Origin of the sequence: Catenuloplanes indicus, from assembly GCF_030813715.1 — a bacterium.
In the GTDB taxonomy this organism is placed as follows: Bacteria; Actinomycetota; Actinomycetes; order Mycobacteriales; family Micromonosporaceae; genus Catenuloplanes; species Catenuloplanes indicus.
On sequence record NZ_JAUSUZ010000001.1, the window covers coordinates 6,267,773 to 6,283,865 of the forward strand.

A 16,093-nucleotide genomic window follows, 5' to 3' on the forward strand; every position below is an offset into this window, starting at 1 on the left:
ATCGTCGCTGCGCGGCACCTCGACCCTAGCAGCAGGAACATCGGCGCGAATGAATCTGCCGTCGGGGCCTCGGTGGCGGACGGTGCCTGGCGCGGTGTTCACCGAATCATCATCACCCGAAAAAAGTTACTGAAACGTGAATTCCGCTTCGGAACGGTCAGGTCAGGCCGGGAAAGGTGATCGAGATTACCTCGCCCTGATCATCGCGGTCGATGGTCATCCGCTGGCCGAGCCGGAGCAGCCGCAGCCCGGACGCGGCGAAGGCGTCCGCGCCGAAGGCCACCTCGCTCCCGTCGTCCAGCAGCACCGTGCCGTGATGGGTGTCCTCGTCGAAGCGCGCAACGGTCCCCTGCATGGACCAAACCCTAAACCCGGCGCGGGTACGAGGTGATGCACTTCAGGCGGCTGAGGCGCCGGGCGGCCGGGGTCAGCGGGGCGTCGATGCGGGGCCGCACGGCGCCGGGACCAGCGCGCCGGTGTGCGTGCCCACGCCGAGGCGGTGCGCCGCGTCGAGGTCCGCGCCGGTGTCCACGTCCCGGCGCAGGCTGGGCCAGTCACCGCTCAGCGCGACCGCGCCGGACGCCGCGTGCGCGGCCGCGGACGGGCCGCCGAAGCGCGGGTCCAGCGGCACGCCGGGCGGCGCGGTCAGCAGCACGGTGCCGACGCCGGGCGCGTCCGCGGCGAACCGGCGCCGGGCCGGCGGCTCCGCGGCCGCGCGCAGTGCCGCGGACAGCTCCGCCGGGCGCAGCGCGGGCAGGTCGGCGGTGATCGCGGCACGCCAGGACCGGGCGGGCAGGCCGCTCTCCCCGTACCGGATGGCGGGGTTGAGACCGGCGGCCGGCGTGTCCGGCGCGACCCGGGCGCCGAGCCCGGTCACCACCTCGGCCACCGCCGGATCGTCCGTGACCACCAGCACCTCGCCGACCTCCGGGCAGGACAGCACCGCGGCCACGGTGTCCCGGGCGAGCGCCAGCGCCAGCCGCTCGTGCGCCGCCGCCGGGACCGCACCGCGCAGCCGGCTCTTGCCCACCGACACCGGCTTGACCGGGATGACGACCGCCCACCTCTGCACCGATTCATCGTGCCAGCTCGGCGTGCCGCCATCGACCCGCGGTGCGCGGCCGGGACGGCCGGCGGTGTGGCGCATCCGCCCCGCCCTGGTCTGACGGACTCGGGGCAGGCATGATTTCGCAACAGGCCGTGCACGGTCTCCGGCCTGCGGGATACGGCGCAGGCGGCCGTGCCCCGGAAGGGACAGGGGGATCCGCCGTGGCACCGCACAGACTCGGTCTCCTGCAGAGGCTGGCCGCGTGGATCGTGATTCCCACCATGCACGTCTGGACACGGTCGACCTGGCGTGGCGCGCACCACATGCCCAAGGACCGCGGCTTCATCCTGGTGGTGAACCACTCCTCGCACTTCGACCCGTTCCCGGTCGCCGACTTCCTCTACAGCAACGGCGTCTGGCCGCGGTTCCTCGGCAAGGCCAGCCTGTTCCGGCTGCCGGTGATCGGGCCGTGGCTCGGCCGGATCAAGCAGGTCCCGGTCGAGCGCGGCAGCGCGGAGGCGGCCCAGTCGGTGGAGACGCTGGCCGTGGCGGTGCGCGAGGGCGGCGCCGTGGTGATCTACCCGGAGGGCACCACCACCCGGCACCCCGACCTGTGGCCGATGCACGGCAAGACCGGCGCGGCCCGGCTGGCGCTGCTCACCGGCGCCCCGGTGATCCCGGTCGCCCAGTGGGGCGCGCACCGGGTGTTCGACCCCCGGGACGGAAAGTTTCGCCTTACCCTGCGGACACCCGTGACCGTGGTGGCCGGTCCGCCGATGGACCTGAGCCGGTGGGCCGGCGCGGTGCCGACCCGCGAGGTGCTGGACGAGGTCACCGAGGCGATGATGACGGAGGTCCGCGACCTGCTCGCGGAGATCCGCGGTGGCACCCCGCCGCCGCTGTGGCAGCACTCGGCAGCGCCGCGCCGCGGCCGGCCCGAGGCGGCGAGCGAGCCCGCCGGACGCGTGGGCGAGCGGGAGGGAAAGGCCTGATGCGGGCAGCCGTGCTGGGTGCCGGTTCCTGGGGGACCGCGTTCGCGAAAGTGCTGGCGGACGCCGGTACGGACGTGACGGTGTGGGCACGCCGGGAGGAGGTGGCCGCCTCGATCCGGGACCGGCGGGTGAATCCGGACTACTTCCCGCAGACCCGGCTGCCGGACCGGATCACCGCCACCGCGCACGCGGGCGAGGCGATCACCGGCGCGGAGGTGGTGGTGCTCGCGGTGCCGTCGCAGACGCTGCGCGGCAACCTCGCGGAGTGGGTACGGCACCTGGAGCCGGACGCGTCGCTGGTGTCCCTGATGAAGGGCATCGAGCTGAGCACCACGAAGCGGATGAGCGAGGTCATCGTGGAGACCTCCGGCGTCGCCGCGGAGCGGGTGGTCGTGGTCACCGGCCCGAACCTGGCGCCGGAGATCATGCTGGAGCAGCCCGCCGCGACCGTGGTCGCCTGCACCGACCTGGACCGTGCCAAGGCGGTGCAGAAGGCGGTCACCGCGCCCTACCTGCGGCCGTACACGAACACCGACGTGATCGGCTGCGAGCTCGGCGGCGCGGTGAAGAACGTGATCGCGCTCGCCTACGGCGTGGCCACCGCGATGGGGCTGGGCGACAACACGAAGGCGACGCTGATCACCCGCGGCCTGGCCGAGACGCTCCGGCTCGGCGTGGCGCTCGGCGCGGACCCGCTCACGTTCGCCGGTCTGGCCGGCCTCGGTGACCTGGTCGCCACCTGCTCGTCGCCGTTCTCCCGGAACCGGACGTTCGGCGAGCACCTGGGCCGCGGCGAGACGCTGGAGGAGGCGCAGACCTCGACCCGGCAGACGGCCGAGGGCGTGAAGAGCTGCCTGGGCATCCGGGACCTGGCCCGCAAGCACGGCGTGGACATGCCGATCACCGAGCAGGTGGAGCGGATCTGCCACGAGGGCGTCGCGCCGAAGGTGGCGATGCTCGCACTGATGAACCGCGAGCTGCAGCACGAGGTCCGTTAGGCGGATCATGGGCGACATGAGTCTTGACGGTGACGGCACCCGGGTGGTGCACGCGGGCCTGCCGGATCCGGTGCCGGGCGAGCCGTTCCTGCCCGGTCCGGTCTTCGCGGCGCCCTACCACCTCGACCCGGTGGCCGGTCCGGCCGCGGCGGCCGACGGGTACGGGCGGCCGGACAACCGCACCCGGCGCGCGCTGGAGACCGCGATCGGCGAGCTGGAGGGCGGCGACACGCTGGCGTTCGCGTCCGGCCAGGCCGCGATCACGGCGGCGCTGCTGACCGTGCTGCGGCCGGGCGACGCGGTGCTGCTGCCGTCGGACGGCTACTTCGCGGTGCGCGCGTTCGCCGCGGCCACGCTCGCCGAGCTGGGCGTGGACGTGCGGACCGCGCCGACGGCCGGGCCGTACCCGTCGTTCGAGGGCATCCGCCTGGTGCTGCTGGAGACGCCGGCCAACCCGGGCCTGGACGTCTGCGACGTGCGCGCGGTCGCCGAGGCCGCGCACGCCGCCGGCGCGCTGGTCGCGGTGGACAACACCGCGGCGACGCCGCTCGGCCAGCGCCCGCTGGAGCTGGGCGCGGATCTGGTGGTGGCGTCCGGCACCAAGGCGCTGACCGGCCACTCCGATCTGCTGCTCGGGTACGTCAGCACGCGCGACGGGTCCCTGCTGTCCCGGCTGACCACCTGGCGCGCGCAGACCGGCGGCGTGCCGGGCGCGTTCGACTGCTGGCTGGCGCACCGCTCGCTGGGCACGCTCGACCTGCGGCTGGCCCGGCAGACCGGGAACGCGGCCGCGCTCGCGCCGGTGCTGGCCGCGCACCCGGCGGTCACCGGCGTGCGCTGGCCCGGCCTGCCGGACGACCCGGCATACCCGGTGGCGAGCGCGCAGATGCGCCGGATCCCCGGCCTGATCGGCTTCGATCTCGGCTCCGCGGAGCGGGTGGCCGCGTTCCTGCGCCGGTCCCGGCTGGTCTTCGCGGCCACGTCGTTCGGCGGGCTGCACACCACCGCGGACCGCCGCGCGCAGTGGGGCGACGACACCACCGCCGGCTTCGTCCGCCTGTCCTGCGGCATCGAGGACCCGGACGACCTGATCGCGGACATCACGGCCGCGCTGGACGGTTAGCTGAAACTCATCCCCATAAAGGGGGTGAATGGGACACTGGCGTCGTGGGTGGTTGGCACGGTCGCCGGGGTGCGCTTGCGGTCGCCGGCATCGTGCTGGCGGCCGGCCTGGTAGCCATGGCCACCATCGCCACGGCACTGCACCGGCAGGACATCGCGGCCGCCGACCGCATCATGGAGCAGCGCACGTCGCTCGCCCAGACCGCGGTGAGCGTGGAGACCCGCCGGTACGTCGACCTGCTGCGCACCGCCGCGACCGGGCTCGGCGAGGCGTCCGTGCTGGACGCGCGCACGTTCCAGGCCGGTACCGCGCCGCTGTCCGGCACCGAGCTGCCCGGTGCCACCTCGGTCGTCTACGTCGCGCCGGTGCCGGACGGCGAGGTCGCGGTGGCCCAGGCGCGCTGGCGGCGGCTCGGCGCCGGCACACTGACGCTGACCCCGCACGCCGGCAGCGCGGAGCACCTGTTCACGATCTACTCCCGCACGCTGGACGGCGGCACCGCGCCCCCGCTCGGCGTCGACCTGACCCGGGCCCGGGAGCCCACGGCCGCGCTCTCCGCGGCCCGGCGCACCGGGCGGGCCACGGTCTCCGACGCGTACGTGCTGCTCCGCGACGAGCACCTGCCCGCGGCGCAGCGGCAGCGGTCGTTCGTGTTCGCCACCCCGATCCACCGCGGCGGCGCGTTCGCCGGCTGGCTGGTGATGGGCATGCGCGGCCAGGACTTCCTCGGCGACGTGCTCGTCTCGGCCGGTCAGGAACTGCTCGGCGGCAGCCTGTCCGCGACCGACGGCACCGGCATGCCGGTCACGGTCGCCACCGTGCCCGCGCCCGGCCGCCCGGACCTGCACCGCGAGCGTACGGTCGGCGTCGCGGACCGCCGCTGGACGCTGGTCACCACGGCCGACTCGTCCCGGCTGCCCGGCGGGCACAGCGCGCTGCCGCTCACCACCGGCCTGGCCGGGAGCGCGATCGTGGCGCTGCTGGCCGGCCTGATCTACCTGCTCTCCACCGGCCGGGCCCGCGCCGAGGCCCGGGTGGTGGCCGCGACCGCGGAGCTGCGCCAGGCCGAACGCGAGGCACGCCGCCAGTCCGGCCTGCTGAACGCCGTGATGAACAGCATCGGTGACGGCGTCGGCGTGGTGGACGAGCACGGCGCGTTCCTGCTGCACAACCGCGCTGCCCGGGCGCTGCTCGGCGTCAAGGAGGACATCGCCGGACTGGAGGGCTGGCAGGCGCACTACGGGATCTTCCGGCCGGACGGCACGCCGTTCCCGGCCGCGCAGCTGCCGCTGGCCCGCGCGCTGGCCGGTGAGTCGTCGGATGGCGTGGAGATGGTGATCCGCAACGCCAGCCGCCCGGACGGCGTGCTGATCAGCGTGGACGGCCGCCCGCTCGATCCGGCCGCCGGGCAGCGCGGCGCGGTCGCGGTCTTCCGGGACATCACCGAGCTGCGCCGGTACGAGTCCGATCTGGCCGCGTTCGCCGGTGTGGTCGCGCACGACCTGAAGTCCCCGCTCGCGATCGTCTCCGGGCACTGCGAGGCGGCCGACGAGATCCTCGCGGACGTGCTGGCGGACCTGCCCGGCGGCAGCGACAAGGGCGCGTGGCGGCCGGCGGCGGACGAGGCGCGCGAGGCGATCGGGCAGGCGGTCCTCGGCGTACAGCGGATGGGCGTGCTGATCGACGACCTGCTGGCGTACACCACGGCCCGGGACGCGCCGCTGCGGCTGCGCGCGGTGGACCTGGCCGCGCTGGTGGCCGAGGTGGTGGCGGAGCGGACCAGCCGCGCCGCGGTCGGCGACCGGCTCCCGCCGCGTATCTTCGTCGGCGATCTGCCCGAGGTGATCGCGGACGCCGGCATGCTGCGCCGGGTGCTGGACAACCTGATCGGCAACGCGATCAAGTACGTGCGCGCCGGTACGGCCGCGCACGTGGACGTGACCGCGACCTCGGACCCGGTCGGCTGGGCGCACGTCCAGGTGGCGGACCGCGGGATCGGCATCCCGGACGCGGACAAGCCGCACGTGTTCGACTCGTTCCACCGCGCGCACGAGGGCACCGGATACGCCGGGACCGGCCTCGGCCTGGCCATCTGCCGCCGGATCGTGGAGCGGCACGGCGGCGCGGTCGCGGTCGCGGACAACCCCGGCGGCGGTACGCGGTTCTCGTTCACGCTGCCGCTCGCCACCGCGCTGACCGGCCCGGTGTCCGCTCCGCACCGGTCCGGCGAGCGGATCGCGTCATGAGCGGCCGCCTCGGGCTGGTGATCCGCGGGCCGAGGTCAACTAGGCTCGGGGCTGGACGATCGCGACGTGTTCGTGACACACCGCGCGGTGATCGCGTGGACGGGAGGAGCGTGGATGGCTGGCGACAGTGCCGGAGCGGGCCTCCTCCTCGACCTGCCCTTCACCGCGACGGAGGTCACAGCGCTGCGCCACCGCATCGCTGATCTGGCGCGGGTCGCCGGGCTGGGCGGGGACCGGCTGGACGACTTCGCACTGGCCGCCTACGAACTGCTGACCAACGCGGTACGGCACGGTGGCGGCACCGGGCGGCTGCGGCTCCTGCACGCCCCGGACCGGCTGATCTGCCAGGTCGCGGACGACGGCGCCGGCTTCACCGCACCGGGCCGCAAGCCGGGGGAGCGGCCACCGGAACCGACCTCGCCGGGCGGGCTCGGGCTGTTCCTGGCGGAGCAGCTGACGGACGGCATCGAGGTCGTCAGCGGCAGCGGGGGAACGACGGTCCGGATATTCATCACTACAGAAAGCGCACAATCGGAGTCGTCCTACCCGATGTCCATCGGCTGACGGATTACCCTTGTCCGACGGCAACCATCTGGACCAGGATCGAGATGCGGGAAGAGAATCCCGGCGGAGCGGAGGAAGTCTCTTGACGTTCACCGTCACGCCGGAGACCGGCGACAACCGGACAGCCACCGTGCGACTCGCCGGTGAGCTGGACATGAGTACCGTCCCCGAGCTGGACACCGCGATCAGCGACCTGGTCGGCACCGGCCGCAACCGTCTTGTCGTCGACCTGGGCGAGCTGGCGTTCTGCGACTCCACCGGGCTTGCCTGCCTGGTCCGCGGCGACAACCGGTGCGCCGCGCTGGGCGGCTGGCTGCGGGTCACGAACCACCGCGGCCACGTCGCGCGTGTGCTCGCGGTCAGCGGCCTCGACGAGTTCCTGCGATACCAGCCGTGAGGGCGGTCCGTTACGCGGAGACCGGCCCGTCGTCCGTGCTGCGTGTGGACGACGACGTACCGGAGCCGCACGCCGGCCCGGGCCGGGTTCGGATCGCGGTGGTGGCCGCCGGTGTGAACGCGTGGGACTGGAAGGTCCGCTCCGGCCTGGCCGGTATCGCGGTGACCGGGCCGCGCATCCCGGGCGGCGACGCGGCCGGCGTGGTGGACGAGGTCGGCGACGGCGTGACCGGCGTGTCGGTGGGCGACGCGGTGTTCGGCGTGTCGGCCGGTGGCGCGACCGCGGAGCACGCGGTGCTCACGCACTGGGCGGTCACGCCGGCGGCGCTGTCCTTCGAGGTGGCGGCCGGACTGCCGACCCCGGCCGAGACCGCGGTCCGCGCGCTGGACGCGATCGACGTGCGGGCGGGGACGCTGCTGATCAGCGGCGCGGCCGGTGGCGTCGGGCTGGTCGCCGCGCAGATCGCCCGCGAGCGCGGCGCCCGGGTGATCGGCACCGCGAGCCCGGCCCGGCACGACCTGCTGCGCCGGCTCGGCATCACGCCGGTGACGTACGGCGACGGCCTGGCCGCCCGCGTGCGCGAGCTGGTGCCGGACGGTGTGGACCGGGCACTGGACGCGGCCGGGCACGGCGTGGTGCCGGTGCTGATCGAGCTGACCGGCGACGCCACGCACGTGATCTCGATCGCGGACTTCTCCGGCCACGGCGCCCGCACCACGGACGGTGGCGAGGGCCGCTCCTGGCACGCGCTCGGGGAGGCGGCCGCGCTGATCGAGGCGGGCCGGCTGGAGGTGCCGGTCGCCGCGACGTTCCCGATGGCCGAGGCCGCGGCGGCGCACGACCTGAGCGAGAGCGGGCACGCCGGTGGCCGCGTCGTCATCCGCGTCCGCTGAACCGTTCGCGCGCTCCTCTCCGTACCCCGCCGACGGCACGACCTGCGAATATGCCACGTCGGACGTGACCTTCACATAGATCTGTCCGGTTCTGCGCGGCCCCCGCCCGATATGGGCGGGGGCCCGATTTTCATGCTTCCGCGGGCTGGTTCGTTGGTGCTAGGGTTCATTACATAAGTAATGAACCAACGATGCGGCGCGAGAGGACGAGGCGGCGCGAGGGGGCGAGGCGGTGTTCGACGACCGGAGCCCGATCTATCAACAGATCGCCGACAAGATCAAGGACGAGATCCTCAGCGGGGCGCTCAGGGAGGACGAGCAGGTCATGTCCACGAACCAGTACGCATCCTTCTACCGGATCAACCCCGCCACCGCGGCCAAGGGATTCCAGCAGCTGGTCGACGAGGGCGTGCTGTACAAGAAGCGGGGGATCGGCATGTTCGTCAGCCCGCAGGCCCGCGAGCAGCTGGTCGGCCAGCGTCGCGAGCGGTTCTTCGCCGAGGTGGTGGACGCGATGATCGCCGAGGCCCGCATGATCGGCATCCCGCTCGACGAGGTCGTCGCGCGGATCGCGGCCGCGCAGGTCCCGAGCGGGGAGGCCGGGCGATGAGCATCCCGGTCTCGGTGCGCGATCTGCGGGTGCGCTACGGCGACACGGTCGCGCTGGACGGTCTCTCGTTCGACCTGGCCGGCGGCAAGATCTACGGCCTGCTCGGCCGCAACGGCTCCGGCAAGACCACGCTGCTCTCCGTGCTGGCCGCGTTCCGCCGTGCCTCGGCCGGCACCGTGCTGGTCGACGGCGAGGACCCGTTCGAGAATGCGCGGATCACCCGGCGGGTCTGCCTGGTCCGGGACAACGTGGACGCGGAGGACACCGACCGGGTCGGCGCGGTGCTGGGCCTGGCCGCCGAGCTCCGGCCGGATTTCGACGCGGACTACGCGGCCCGGCTGGCCAAGCAGTTCGACCTGCCGCTGCGCAAGCGCGTCTCCGGGCTCTCCCGGGGTGGCCGGTCCGCGCTCGGCGTCACGATCGGCCTCGCCACCCGCGCGCCGCTGACCATCTTCGACGAGTCCTACCTGGGCCTGGACGCGCCTTCGCGATACGCGTTCTACCAGGAGCTGGTCGCGGACTACGCGGAGCACCCGCGCACCATCATCCTCTCCACGCACCTGATCGAGGAGGTGGCGAACCTGTTCGAGGAGGTCCTGATCATCGATCGCGGCCGCCTGCTGGTGCACGAGGAGACGGACGCGCTGCGCCGCCGCGGCGCCACCGTGACCGGCCCGGCCGACGCGGTCGACGCGTTCGTGGCCGGCACCGAGCTGGCGGCGCTGGGCGAGAAGCGGCTCGGCGGCACCAAGGCCACCACGATCTACGGCGCGCTCACCGAGGACCAGCGCCGGGACGCCACCGCGGCCCGGCTGGAGATCACCCCGGTCGGCCTGCAGGAGCTGTTCATCCAACTGACCGCCGCCGGGAACCGGCGATGACCACCGTCGCCGTCTCGCTGTTCCGGCGCACAGCCCCGGCGTACGCGGCGTTCGCCGCGCTGCTGATCGCCACGGTCGCGCTGGTCGGCACGCTGATCGCGGTCCACGGGTCGCTGACCGAGAGCGTGTGGCACCTCGGCGCCGCGTCCACGGTCAAGTGGTTCGTCGGCCCGGTGGCGATCCTGCTGATCCCGGTCCTCCTCCGGCACTACGTGGCGCTCGGCGTCACCCGGCGGCAGTTCCTCGGCGGCGCGCTGCTCTTCGGCGTCGGTTCCGCGGGCGCGTTCGCGCTGCTCTTCCTCGCCGGGCTCGGTGTCGAACGGTTCGTCTACGGTGCGGCCGGGCTGATGGACGGCCTGACCGACGCGTACCCGGTGGACTCCGTCGGGACCGCGTTCGCGGTGCTGATCCGCGCGTTCCTGATCTACCTCGCCCACTTCTGCTCCGGCTGGCTGATCGGCGCGGGCTTCTACCGGTTCGGCCCGTTCGCCGGACTGTTGCTGATCGCGCCGTCGATGATCCCCGCGCTCGGCTCCGAGCTGCTGTTCGGCACCGAGTGGAGCCCGATCGGCGCGGCCACGGTCGCCGGTCTGCGGCTGCCCTTCGCGGTCTCCGCGCTGCTCACCGTCGTGCTGGTGACGGCCGGATGCGCCGTGGTCCACGCGTTCGGCCGCACCGTCACGATCCGCGGCAAGATTTCCTGAGGAGGGTCGACGATGAACCGCCACCCCGGCGTCCTCAGCGTCCTCGTCCGGCGACTGTTCCGTCGCATCGGCCTGATGGTCTCCATCTACTGGGCCATCCTGATCCCGGTCTACCTGGTGGTGGCCGGCTCGGTCGGCCTCTTCGGCACGCTCGACGTGAGCATGTGGCTCAACGTCGGCGGCGCACCACCCCGCTACTGGCTGCTGTCCATGGGCATCGTCACCGTGCTCGGCGGCCGCCCCTACATCGCGCTGGGCGTCACCCGGCGCCAGCTCGCCGAGGCCCACCTCGTGCTGTACGCGGCGATGGCGCTGCTCTTCGCGGTCGTCCAGGTGGCCGGCTATCTGCCCGAGCATGCGGTGTACGCGGCGACCGGCCTGCTCGACCGGCTGGCCGAGCCGTACCCGGTGACCGGCGCCGGTGACGCCGCCCGCGCGCTGCTCACCGGCACCGTCCTCAACCTCGTCTACCTCGCGGCCGGTGCGCTGATCGGCCTCGGCTTCTACCGATACCGGCTCGGAGGCGGGCTGGCGATCATCCCGGTCGCCGCGCTGGCCCCGATCGCGGCCGAGGCCGCCTTCGACATCCAGTGGGCCGGCCGCGGCATCAACCACCTGTTCGGCCTGCCGCCCGCCGCGCTGCCGCTCGGCCTCGCGATCGCGGCCGCGGTCCTGCTCGGCACGCTCACCGCCACCTACCGGATGTACCGCACCATGCCCGTCCGCCCGGCCTCGGCCCGCTGACCCCTGGGAGCCACCGACATGTCCGTCATCGAACTGCGCAACCTGACCAAGCGGTACGGCGACACGGTCGCCGTGCGGGACGTCTCGCTCACCGTCGAGCCGGGCGAGATCTTTGGCATCATCGGCCCGAACGGCGCCGGCAAGACCACCACGGTCGAGATGGCCGCCGGGCTGCGCCGCCCGGACGGCGGCTCGGTCCGCATTCTCGGCCTCGACCCGCGGCGGGACCGCACCGAACTGCGCCGCCGGCTCGGCATGCAGCTGCAGGAGAGCGCGCTGCCGGACAAGCTCCGGGTCGGCGAGGCGATGCGCCTCTACGCCTCGTTCTACCCCGCGCCGGCCGACTGGCGCGAACTGCTCGACCTGCTCGGCCTGGGGGAGAAGCGGAACACGCCGTTCGCCAAGCTCTCCGGCGGCCAGAAGCAGCGGCTCTCGATCGCACTCGCGCTGGTCGGCAACCCGCGGGTCGCGTTCCTGGACGAGCTGACCACCGGGCTGGACCCGGCCGCCCGCCGCGAGACGTGGGACCTGATCGAGTCGGTGCGCAACCGGGGCGTCACGGTCGTGCTGGTCAGCCACTTCATGGAGGAGGTGGACCGGCTCTGCGACCGGATCGCGATCATCGAGGCCGGCCGGGTCCTCGCGGTCGACTCACCGGCCGGGCTGATCGGTACGGCCGCGGCGGACCAGCAGCGCATCCGGTTCGTACCGGACGCGCCGCTGCCCGCGGACTTCCTGGCCGACGCGCCCGGCGTGACCGTCGACCGGTCCGGCCGCACCGTGGTGATCACCGGCGGCGGCGACCTGCTCTTCACGGTGGTGTCCGCGCTCGCGGTCGCCGGGATCCGTCCCCGCGAGCTGCGCATGGACCAGGCCACGCTCGACGACGCCTTCCTGGCCCTGACCGGCCGCGCCCTCCACCAAGACTGATTTTTCGGGAGATTTCATCATGCGACCGCTTCTCGCGCTCACCGCGACCGAGGGCAGGCTCTTCGCCCGCGACGGCATGTCCGTCGGCTTCGGCCTGCTCTTCCCGTCCGTGCTGCTCTACGTCCTCGGCGGCCTGATGCCCGGCTTCCGCGAACCCGCCGAGGACATGGGCGGCATCCGCCCGATCGACATCTACCTGCCGATCGTCGTCGCCATGGCGATCGCCACCATCGCGATCAGCACACTCCCCGCCCAGCTCGCCGGCTACCGCGAACGCGGCGTCCTCCGCCGGATGGCCACCACCCCGGTCGGCCCCGGCCCGCTCCTCGGCGCGCAGCTGCTGGTGAACCTGCTCGCCATGCTGATCTCCGTCGTGGTCGCGGTCACGATCGGCATCACGCTCCTCGGCGTACCGTTCCCGGCCGCGCCCTTCCACTTCACCGGCATCGTGCTGCTGGCCACGATCACCATGTTCTCGATCGGCCTGCTGATCGCCGCGCTGTCCCCCACCACCAAGACCGCCAGCGGTATCGGCATGCTCGTCTACTTCCCGATGCTCTTCTTCGCCGGCGTCTGGACCCCGGGCCCGATCATGCCCGAATACCTGCGCCGCATCGCCGAGTTCACCCCCCTCGGCGCCGCCTCCCAGGCCCTCTCCGACGCCTGGTCCGGCACCGGCGTCGCGCCCACCGCGCTCGCCGTCCTGACCGCCTACGCGCTCCTCGTCACCCTCCTCGCCACCCGCCTCTTCCGCTGGTCCTGACCGGCCGGCCCGCGGACCGACGGGGGCCACGGGCCGCTCACGACCCTCGCCTGCGTGGCGAGGGTCGTGAGCTACCTTCCTGCTCGCTTCCGGCGGCTCGTTCTCCGCACGCTGCCGACTCTGTCGGCTCGTGCTCGCCGTACCCGGACGGGCCTGTCGCGGCAAGCGGGCGCTGGTCGCCGGAAATATGGCGATATATCTTACGTATCTGCCGCGCCGCCGGCGAACGACGCCACTCAAGCCTGTGTGATCAATCAGTGGAGCGTTTGGGATATCAACTTCGCTAAATGACCTCCTGTTTGCTCCACTGATTGATCACACAGGGGGTTCGACCCGCGGCGGATGGGATCACTAGATACGGCGCCGGAAATCTTTATCCGGAAATTTCGGGCGGTTGGCGCACCTGGCCGTGACGTAGGCCGATTCGGTGCCGGTGGTGTGCGGCCCGCCTGGCCGCGTGGCCGGCTATGCGCGGCCAGCGCCTCGGCGGGAATGGGCAACGGAGTCGCTCCCACGGGCACGGGTCGTCGCTGGCGCTCCTCCGCGTCCCGGCGCCAAGCCCTGCCGTCTGCGTTCGGGCGCTGGGTCTGCCGTTGCGTGTTTCCGGGCGTCGGGTCTGCCCTGTCTGCTTCGCGGTGCCGGGGTCTGCCGCTGTCCGCTCGCGGTGCCAGGTCTGCCGGCTGGCTGCGTCGCGGTGCCGGGCCCGTCGCCGTCTCCTTCCCGGCATAAGTCCTCCGCCCGCTTCCCGACGCCAGGCCCGCTGCCGCCTGTTCTCAGACCGGCGTCCGTCGCTGTCCATGTCCGCCTCGGCGGCGTTACGCTTCGCCGCCACGCGTGCGCCGCTCGTCTCCCGGTCCCGGACCGGTTGCCGTGTCCGGAAGCGAGGGGCCAAGACCGTTTCCGCGCTTCCGGGCGCTGGATCGTCGTCGTGCGCTTGCAGTCCTGTCGGCCTCCGCAGCTGATCTCTCCGGGATGCTCACTGATCTATCGGGCGCCCGGCGCCCGATATTTCGGCATATCGGTGGCGTCTGTGGGTGCTGTGGTGTGGCGGGTTGCGTTGTCCGGCGGTGCCTCCGGCGGGTCTCGGGACTCCGGTGCATGGCGAGGCTTCCCGCGGGTGCGGGGTCCGTGGGGTCGGCTGTTTTTCGTGGGTGGCATGGGTTGCGTCTGTGGGCCGGGATGCACCGCCTGCCGTCGCCCGGGCGAAGCCGAGCAGATCTTCGGCAGCGCCGCCGGCCTGCGCCGAGGTCGGCAGGGGCGTCGCTGCGCGCCGTCCATGCCTTCGCTGCGGCCGCGTCGTTCGTGGCGGCCCTGTCGAAGATCTGCACCCCAAGGGTGGTGCGTCCCGGCGGTGCCGGTTCTGTGCTGGCGCACGTAAGCGAAACCACGACGGCCCGCCACCGCATCAATGCCAGCAGCCTATTTGATCTTGAAGTCGGTGCGGCCCGGATACCGCCTGCCGCCCGCTGCCCGGCTCGCCGGCGGGTATCCGGCCGTTCGGCTCACGTCACGCGCCTCCTGCTTTCCCGCAAGCAGCAGGATCGACGTACAACCGTTATTTACTGGAATTTCGCCCCGGAGTGGCGATGCGTGGGGGGTCGGCGGAGGTGGGAGTAGGGTCACGGCCGTGGCCGGGGCGCGGAGGATACGGGTTGCCGTCGTGAATGACGGGCAGCCGGGGGCGGACGCTCTCGTGGCGGCACTCGATCCGGGTGAGTTCGAGGTGACGCCGGTCGAGATTCACGACGCGGGTGCGGCACCCGGGATCGCGGGTGCCGCGGCGGGGGCGATCGCGGGTGCTGACGTGGTGCTGCCCGGCCGTCGCGTCGAGGTGCTCGGGCTGCTGGAGATGGCCGGGATTCCCTATGCCGGGTCGGGCACGCTGGCGTCCGCGATCGGCGCCGACCGCGCGTTCACCCGTCAGCTCGCCACCGCGGCCGGGATTCCGGTCGCGGCCGGGCAAACGGCCGGCGGGCACCGGTTCGCCTGCGGGTTGCTGGCCGACGATCCCGAGCCGGCCTGCCCGGACGGCGTGCCCGACTCGGTACGGCGGCTGGTGCGGGCGGTCCGCGTGGCGTTCGACCTCGCCGGGCCGGCGGTCGTCACCGTGCTGGTCCCGCCGGCCGGCGACGTGTGTCTGGACGAGATCGACGCGATGCCCGATCTCGCGCCCGGCGCGGCGCTCGCGGAGGCGTGGAGCGCCGCCGGTCTTCGCTACCCGGCGCTGATCGACCGGGTGGTCCGGACCGCGTTGCGCCGCGGGCCGGGGCTGCACTGACGCGTCGGGCGGCGGTACGGATCAGGATCGGCAACCGGTCGGGACGTCCTCACGGGAGAGCAGCGTGGAAAGCACGGTCGTGGAGAACTCAGTCGTCCACTGGCCGGGCGAGTCGTAGCTCTTCGGGATCGTCACGGTCACCGGAACGCGGCGGTCCACGGTGGTCCAGATCGAGGCGTCCGGTGTCTCGGTGGCGTGCCAGCAGACCTTGTTCAGCGGGTAGACCAGGTCCGTGGCCAGGAACGACGGCTGTTCGCCGCCGCACGCGACGGTGATCGCCGGGTCGCCGTAGGCCACGTTCTGCTCCGGGCCGGCCGAGACCGGCCGCTGTGCCAGGTTGCGCACCGTCACCGGCAGTTGCGAGGTCAGCGCGCGGCAGGCGACGGTCTCGTCGTCGTCCAGCGCGGGCGCGGCCATCTCCACCGGCACGGTCGACGCCGGTTGCGGCGCACCGGACGCCGGGGTCGCGGACGGTGTGGCGGAGGGCAGCGACGAGACGGCGATGATGCCGACGGCGAGCGCCGCGGGCACCGCGACCGCGGTGGCCCACAGCGCCGCCGTACGGGTGGTGCGATCCTTCTCGGCGGGCATCTAGAGCCGCACCACCGAGCAGGTGACGGTGCGGGTGATGCCCGGGACCAGCTGGACCTTGCTCACGACGATCTTTCCTAGTTCGTCCACCGTGGTGGCCTCTGTGAGCACCACCACGTCGTAGGGGCCCACGACCGCGTCGACCCTGATGACGCCGGATATGTTGCTGATCTGCGCGGCCACGTCACGCGCGCGTCCGACCTCCGTCTGGATGAGGATGTACGCCTGGACCACGACACGACTCCTATCCGCCGCCGCCGGCGGCTCGATTGGTGAAACTACCGTACGGAAGTGCTGGTCCGTGTGCAGGAGGAGCGCAGGGTGACTGAGG

18 protein-coding genes are annotated in these 16,093 nt (G+C 73.0%); 14 read left to right on the forward strand and 4 right to left on the reverse strand.

The annotated features are described in order from the left end of the window. Window positions 1-157: 157 nt before the first annotated feature. Together J2S42_RS28415 and cofC are read right to left on the reverse strand one after the other, a co-directional pair. Window positions 158-355, reverse strand: a complete 198-nt coding sequence (locus tag J2S42_RS28415; protein WP_307243947.1) for a cold-shock protein — start codon at window positions 353-355, stop codon at window positions 158-160. A gap of 72 nt (window positions 356-427) precedes the next feature. After that, the gene (gene cofC, locus J2S42_RS28420; RefSeq protein ID WP_307243949.1) at window positions 428-1,072 is read right to left on the reverse strand and encodes a 2-phospho-L-lactate guanylyltransferase; all 645 of its coding nucleotides are present in this window, start codon (window positions 1,070-1,072) and stop codon (window positions 428-430) included. Window positions 1,073-1,269: 197 nt separating this feature from the next. On the opposite strand from cofC, the gene J2S42_RS28425 reads away from it, so the two are divergent. From J2S42_RS28425 to J2S42_RS28490, 14 genes are all read left to right on the forward strand, one after another. Then, complete coding sequence (locus J2S42_RS28425) at window positions 1,270-2,040, forward strand: lysophospholipid acyltransferase family protein (RefSeq protein WP_370879281.1); 771 nt, start codon at window positions 1,270-1,272, stop codon at window positions 2,038-2,040. Further along, window positions 2,040-3,038 carry an NAD(P)H-dependent glycerol-3-phosphate dehydrogenase gene (locus J2S42_RS28430; RefSeq protein ID WP_307243951.1) on the forward strand — a complete coding sequence of 333 codons (999 nt, stop codon included), beginning with the start codon at window positions 2,040-2,042 and terminating at the stop codon, window positions 3,036-3,038. The genes J2S42_RS28425 and J2S42_RS28430 overlap by 1 nt, the downstream gene beginning before the upstream one ends. A 16-nt stretch (window positions 3,039-3,054) precedes the next feature. Further along, a complete protein-coding gene (locus tag J2S42_RS28435) occupies window positions 3,055-4,161 on the forward strand; it encodes a cystathionine gamma-lyase (protein ID WP_307243953.1) in 1,107 nt (368 codons plus the stop codon). Window positions 4,162-4,205: 44 nt separating this feature from the next. Continuing rightward, window positions 4,206-6,407 (forward strand): ATP-binding protein, encoded by a 2,202-nt coding sequence (locus tag J2S42_RS28440; protein WP_307243954.1) that lies wholly within the window; start codon window positions 4,206-4,208, stop codon window positions 6,405-6,407. Between the two features lie 114 nt (window positions 6,408-6,521). Further along, window positions 6,522-6,971: an ATP-binding protein gene (locus J2S42_RS28445; RefSeq protein ID WP_307243956.1), complete on the forward strand. Its 450-nt coding sequence runs from the start codon at window positions 6,522-6,524 to the stop codon at window positions 6,969-6,971. Window positions 6,972-7,053: 82 nt separating this feature from the next. After that, a complete protein-coding gene (locus J2S42_RS28450; RefSeq protein ID WP_307243958.1) occupies window positions 7,054-7,368 on the forward strand; it encodes an STAS domain-containing protein in 315 nt (104 codons plus the stop codon). Next, entirely contained in the window at window positions 7,365-8,261 is an 897-nt protein-coding gene (locus J2S42_RS28455; protein WP_307243959.1) for an NADP-dependent oxidoreductase, read from the forward strand. Before J2S42_RS28450 ends, J2S42_RS28455 begins: the two co-directional genes overlap by 4 nt. Window positions 8,262-8,493: 232 nt before the next feature. Next, window positions 8,494-8,871 carry a GntR family transcriptional regulator gene (locus J2S42_RS28460; RefSeq protein WP_307243961.1) on the forward strand — a complete coding sequence of 126 codons (378 nt, stop codon included), beginning with the start codon at window positions 8,494-8,496 and terminating at the stop codon, window positions 8,869-8,871. Then, window positions 8,868-9,752 (forward strand): ATP-binding cassette domain-containing protein, encoded by an 885-nt coding sequence (locus tag J2S42_RS28465; RefSeq protein WP_307243963.1) that lies wholly within the window; start codon window positions 8,868-8,870, stop codon window positions 9,750-9,752. Before J2S42_RS28460 ends, J2S42_RS28465 begins: the two co-directional genes overlap by 4 nt. After that, complete coding sequence (locus tag J2S42_RS28470) at window positions 9,749-10,456, forward strand: hypothetical protein (protein WP_307243965.1); 708 nt, start codon at window positions 9,749-9,751, stop codon at window positions 10,454-10,456. The genes J2S42_RS28465 and J2S42_RS28470 overlap by 4 nt, the downstream gene beginning before the upstream one ends. Before the next feature lie 12 nt (window positions 10,457-10,468). Beyond that, a complete protein-coding gene (locus J2S42_RS28475; protein WP_307243967.1) occupies window positions 10,469-11,200 on the forward strand; it encodes a hypothetical protein in 732 nt (243 codons plus the stop codon). A gap of 18 nt (window positions 11,201-11,218) precedes the next feature. Beyond that, complete coding sequence (locus tag J2S42_RS28480; RefSeq protein ID WP_307243969.1) at window positions 11,219-12,130, forward strand: ABC transporter ATP-binding protein; 912 nt, start codon at window positions 11,219-11,221, stop codon at window positions 12,128-12,130. A 19-nt stretch (window positions 12,131-12,149) separates the two neighbouring features. Further along, window positions 12,150-12,893, forward strand: a complete 744-nt coding sequence (locus J2S42_RS28485) for an ABC transporter permease (protein ID WP_307243971.1) — start codon at window positions 12,150-12,152, stop codon at window positions 12,891-12,893. Window positions 12,894-14,553: 1,660 nt separating this feature from the next. Beyond that, a complete protein-coding gene (locus J2S42_RS28490) occupies window positions 14,554-15,171 on the forward strand; it encodes a D-alanine--D-alanine ligase family protein (RefSeq protein ID WP_307243973.1) in 618 nt (205 codons plus the stop codon). A gap of 21 nt (window positions 15,172-15,192) precedes the next feature. Here the strand turns inward: J2S42_RS28490 and J2S42_RS28495 are convergent, their stop codons facing one another. Beyond that, window positions 15,193-15,762 carry a DUF3515 family protein gene (locus J2S42_RS28495; protein ID WP_307243975.1) on the reverse strand — a complete coding sequence of 190 codons (570 nt, stop codon included), beginning with the start codon at window positions 15,760-15,762 and terminating at the stop codon, window positions 15,193-15,195. Further along, on the reverse strand, window positions 15,763-15,996 hold the full coding sequence (locus J2S42_RS28500; protein ID WP_306834349.1) for an Lrp/AsnC ligand binding domain-containing protein: 234 nt from the start codon (window positions 15,994-15,996) through the stop codon (window positions 15,763-15,765). It abuts the gene before it with no gap. Window positions 15,997-16,093: the final 97 nt, after the last annotated feature.

Bases quoted from the DNA above. Each gene is read 5' to 3' on its own strand.
- J2S42_RS28445 (WP_307243956.1), top strand. From the start codon at position 6,522: ATGGCTGGCGACAGTGCCGGAGCGGGCCTCCTCCTCGACCTGCCCTTC.
- J2S42_RS28475 (WP_307243967.1), top strand. From the start codon at position 10,469: ATGAACCGCCACCCCGGCGTCCTCAGCGTCCTCGTCCGGCGACTGTTC.
- J2S42_RS28415 (WP_307243947.1), bottom strand. From the start codon at position 355: ATGCAGGGGACCGTTGCGCGCTTCGACGAGGACACCCATCACGGCACG.
- J2S42_RS28485 (WP_307243971.1), top strand. From the start codon at position 12,150: ATGCGACCGCTTCTCGCGCTCACCGCGACCGAGGGCAGGCTCTTCGCC.
- J2S42_RS28465 (WP_307243963.1), top strand. From the start codon at position 8,868: ATGAGCATCCCGGTCTCGGTGCGCGATCTGCGGGTGCGCTACGGCGAC.
- J2S42_RS28470 (WP_307243965.1), top strand. From the start codon at position 9,749: ATGACCACCGTCGCCGTCTCGCTGTTCCGGCGCACAGCCCCGGCGTAC.
- J2S42_RS28435 (WP_307243953.1), top strand. From the start codon at position 3,055: ATGAGTCTTGACGGTGACGGCACCCGGGTGGTGCACGCGGGCCTGCCG.
- J2S42_RS28480 (WP_307243969.1), top strand. From the start codon at position 11,219: ATGTCCGTCATCGAACTGCGCAACCTGACCAAGCGGTACGGCGACACG.
- J2S42_RS28495 (WP_307243975.1), bottom strand. From the start codon at position 15,762: ATGCCCGCCGAGAAGGATCGCACCACCCGTACGGCGGCGCTGTGGGCC.
- J2S42_RS28430 (WP_307243951.1), top strand. From the start codon at position 2,040: ATGCGGGCAGCCGTGCTGGGTGCCGGTTCCTGGGGGACCGCGTTCGCG.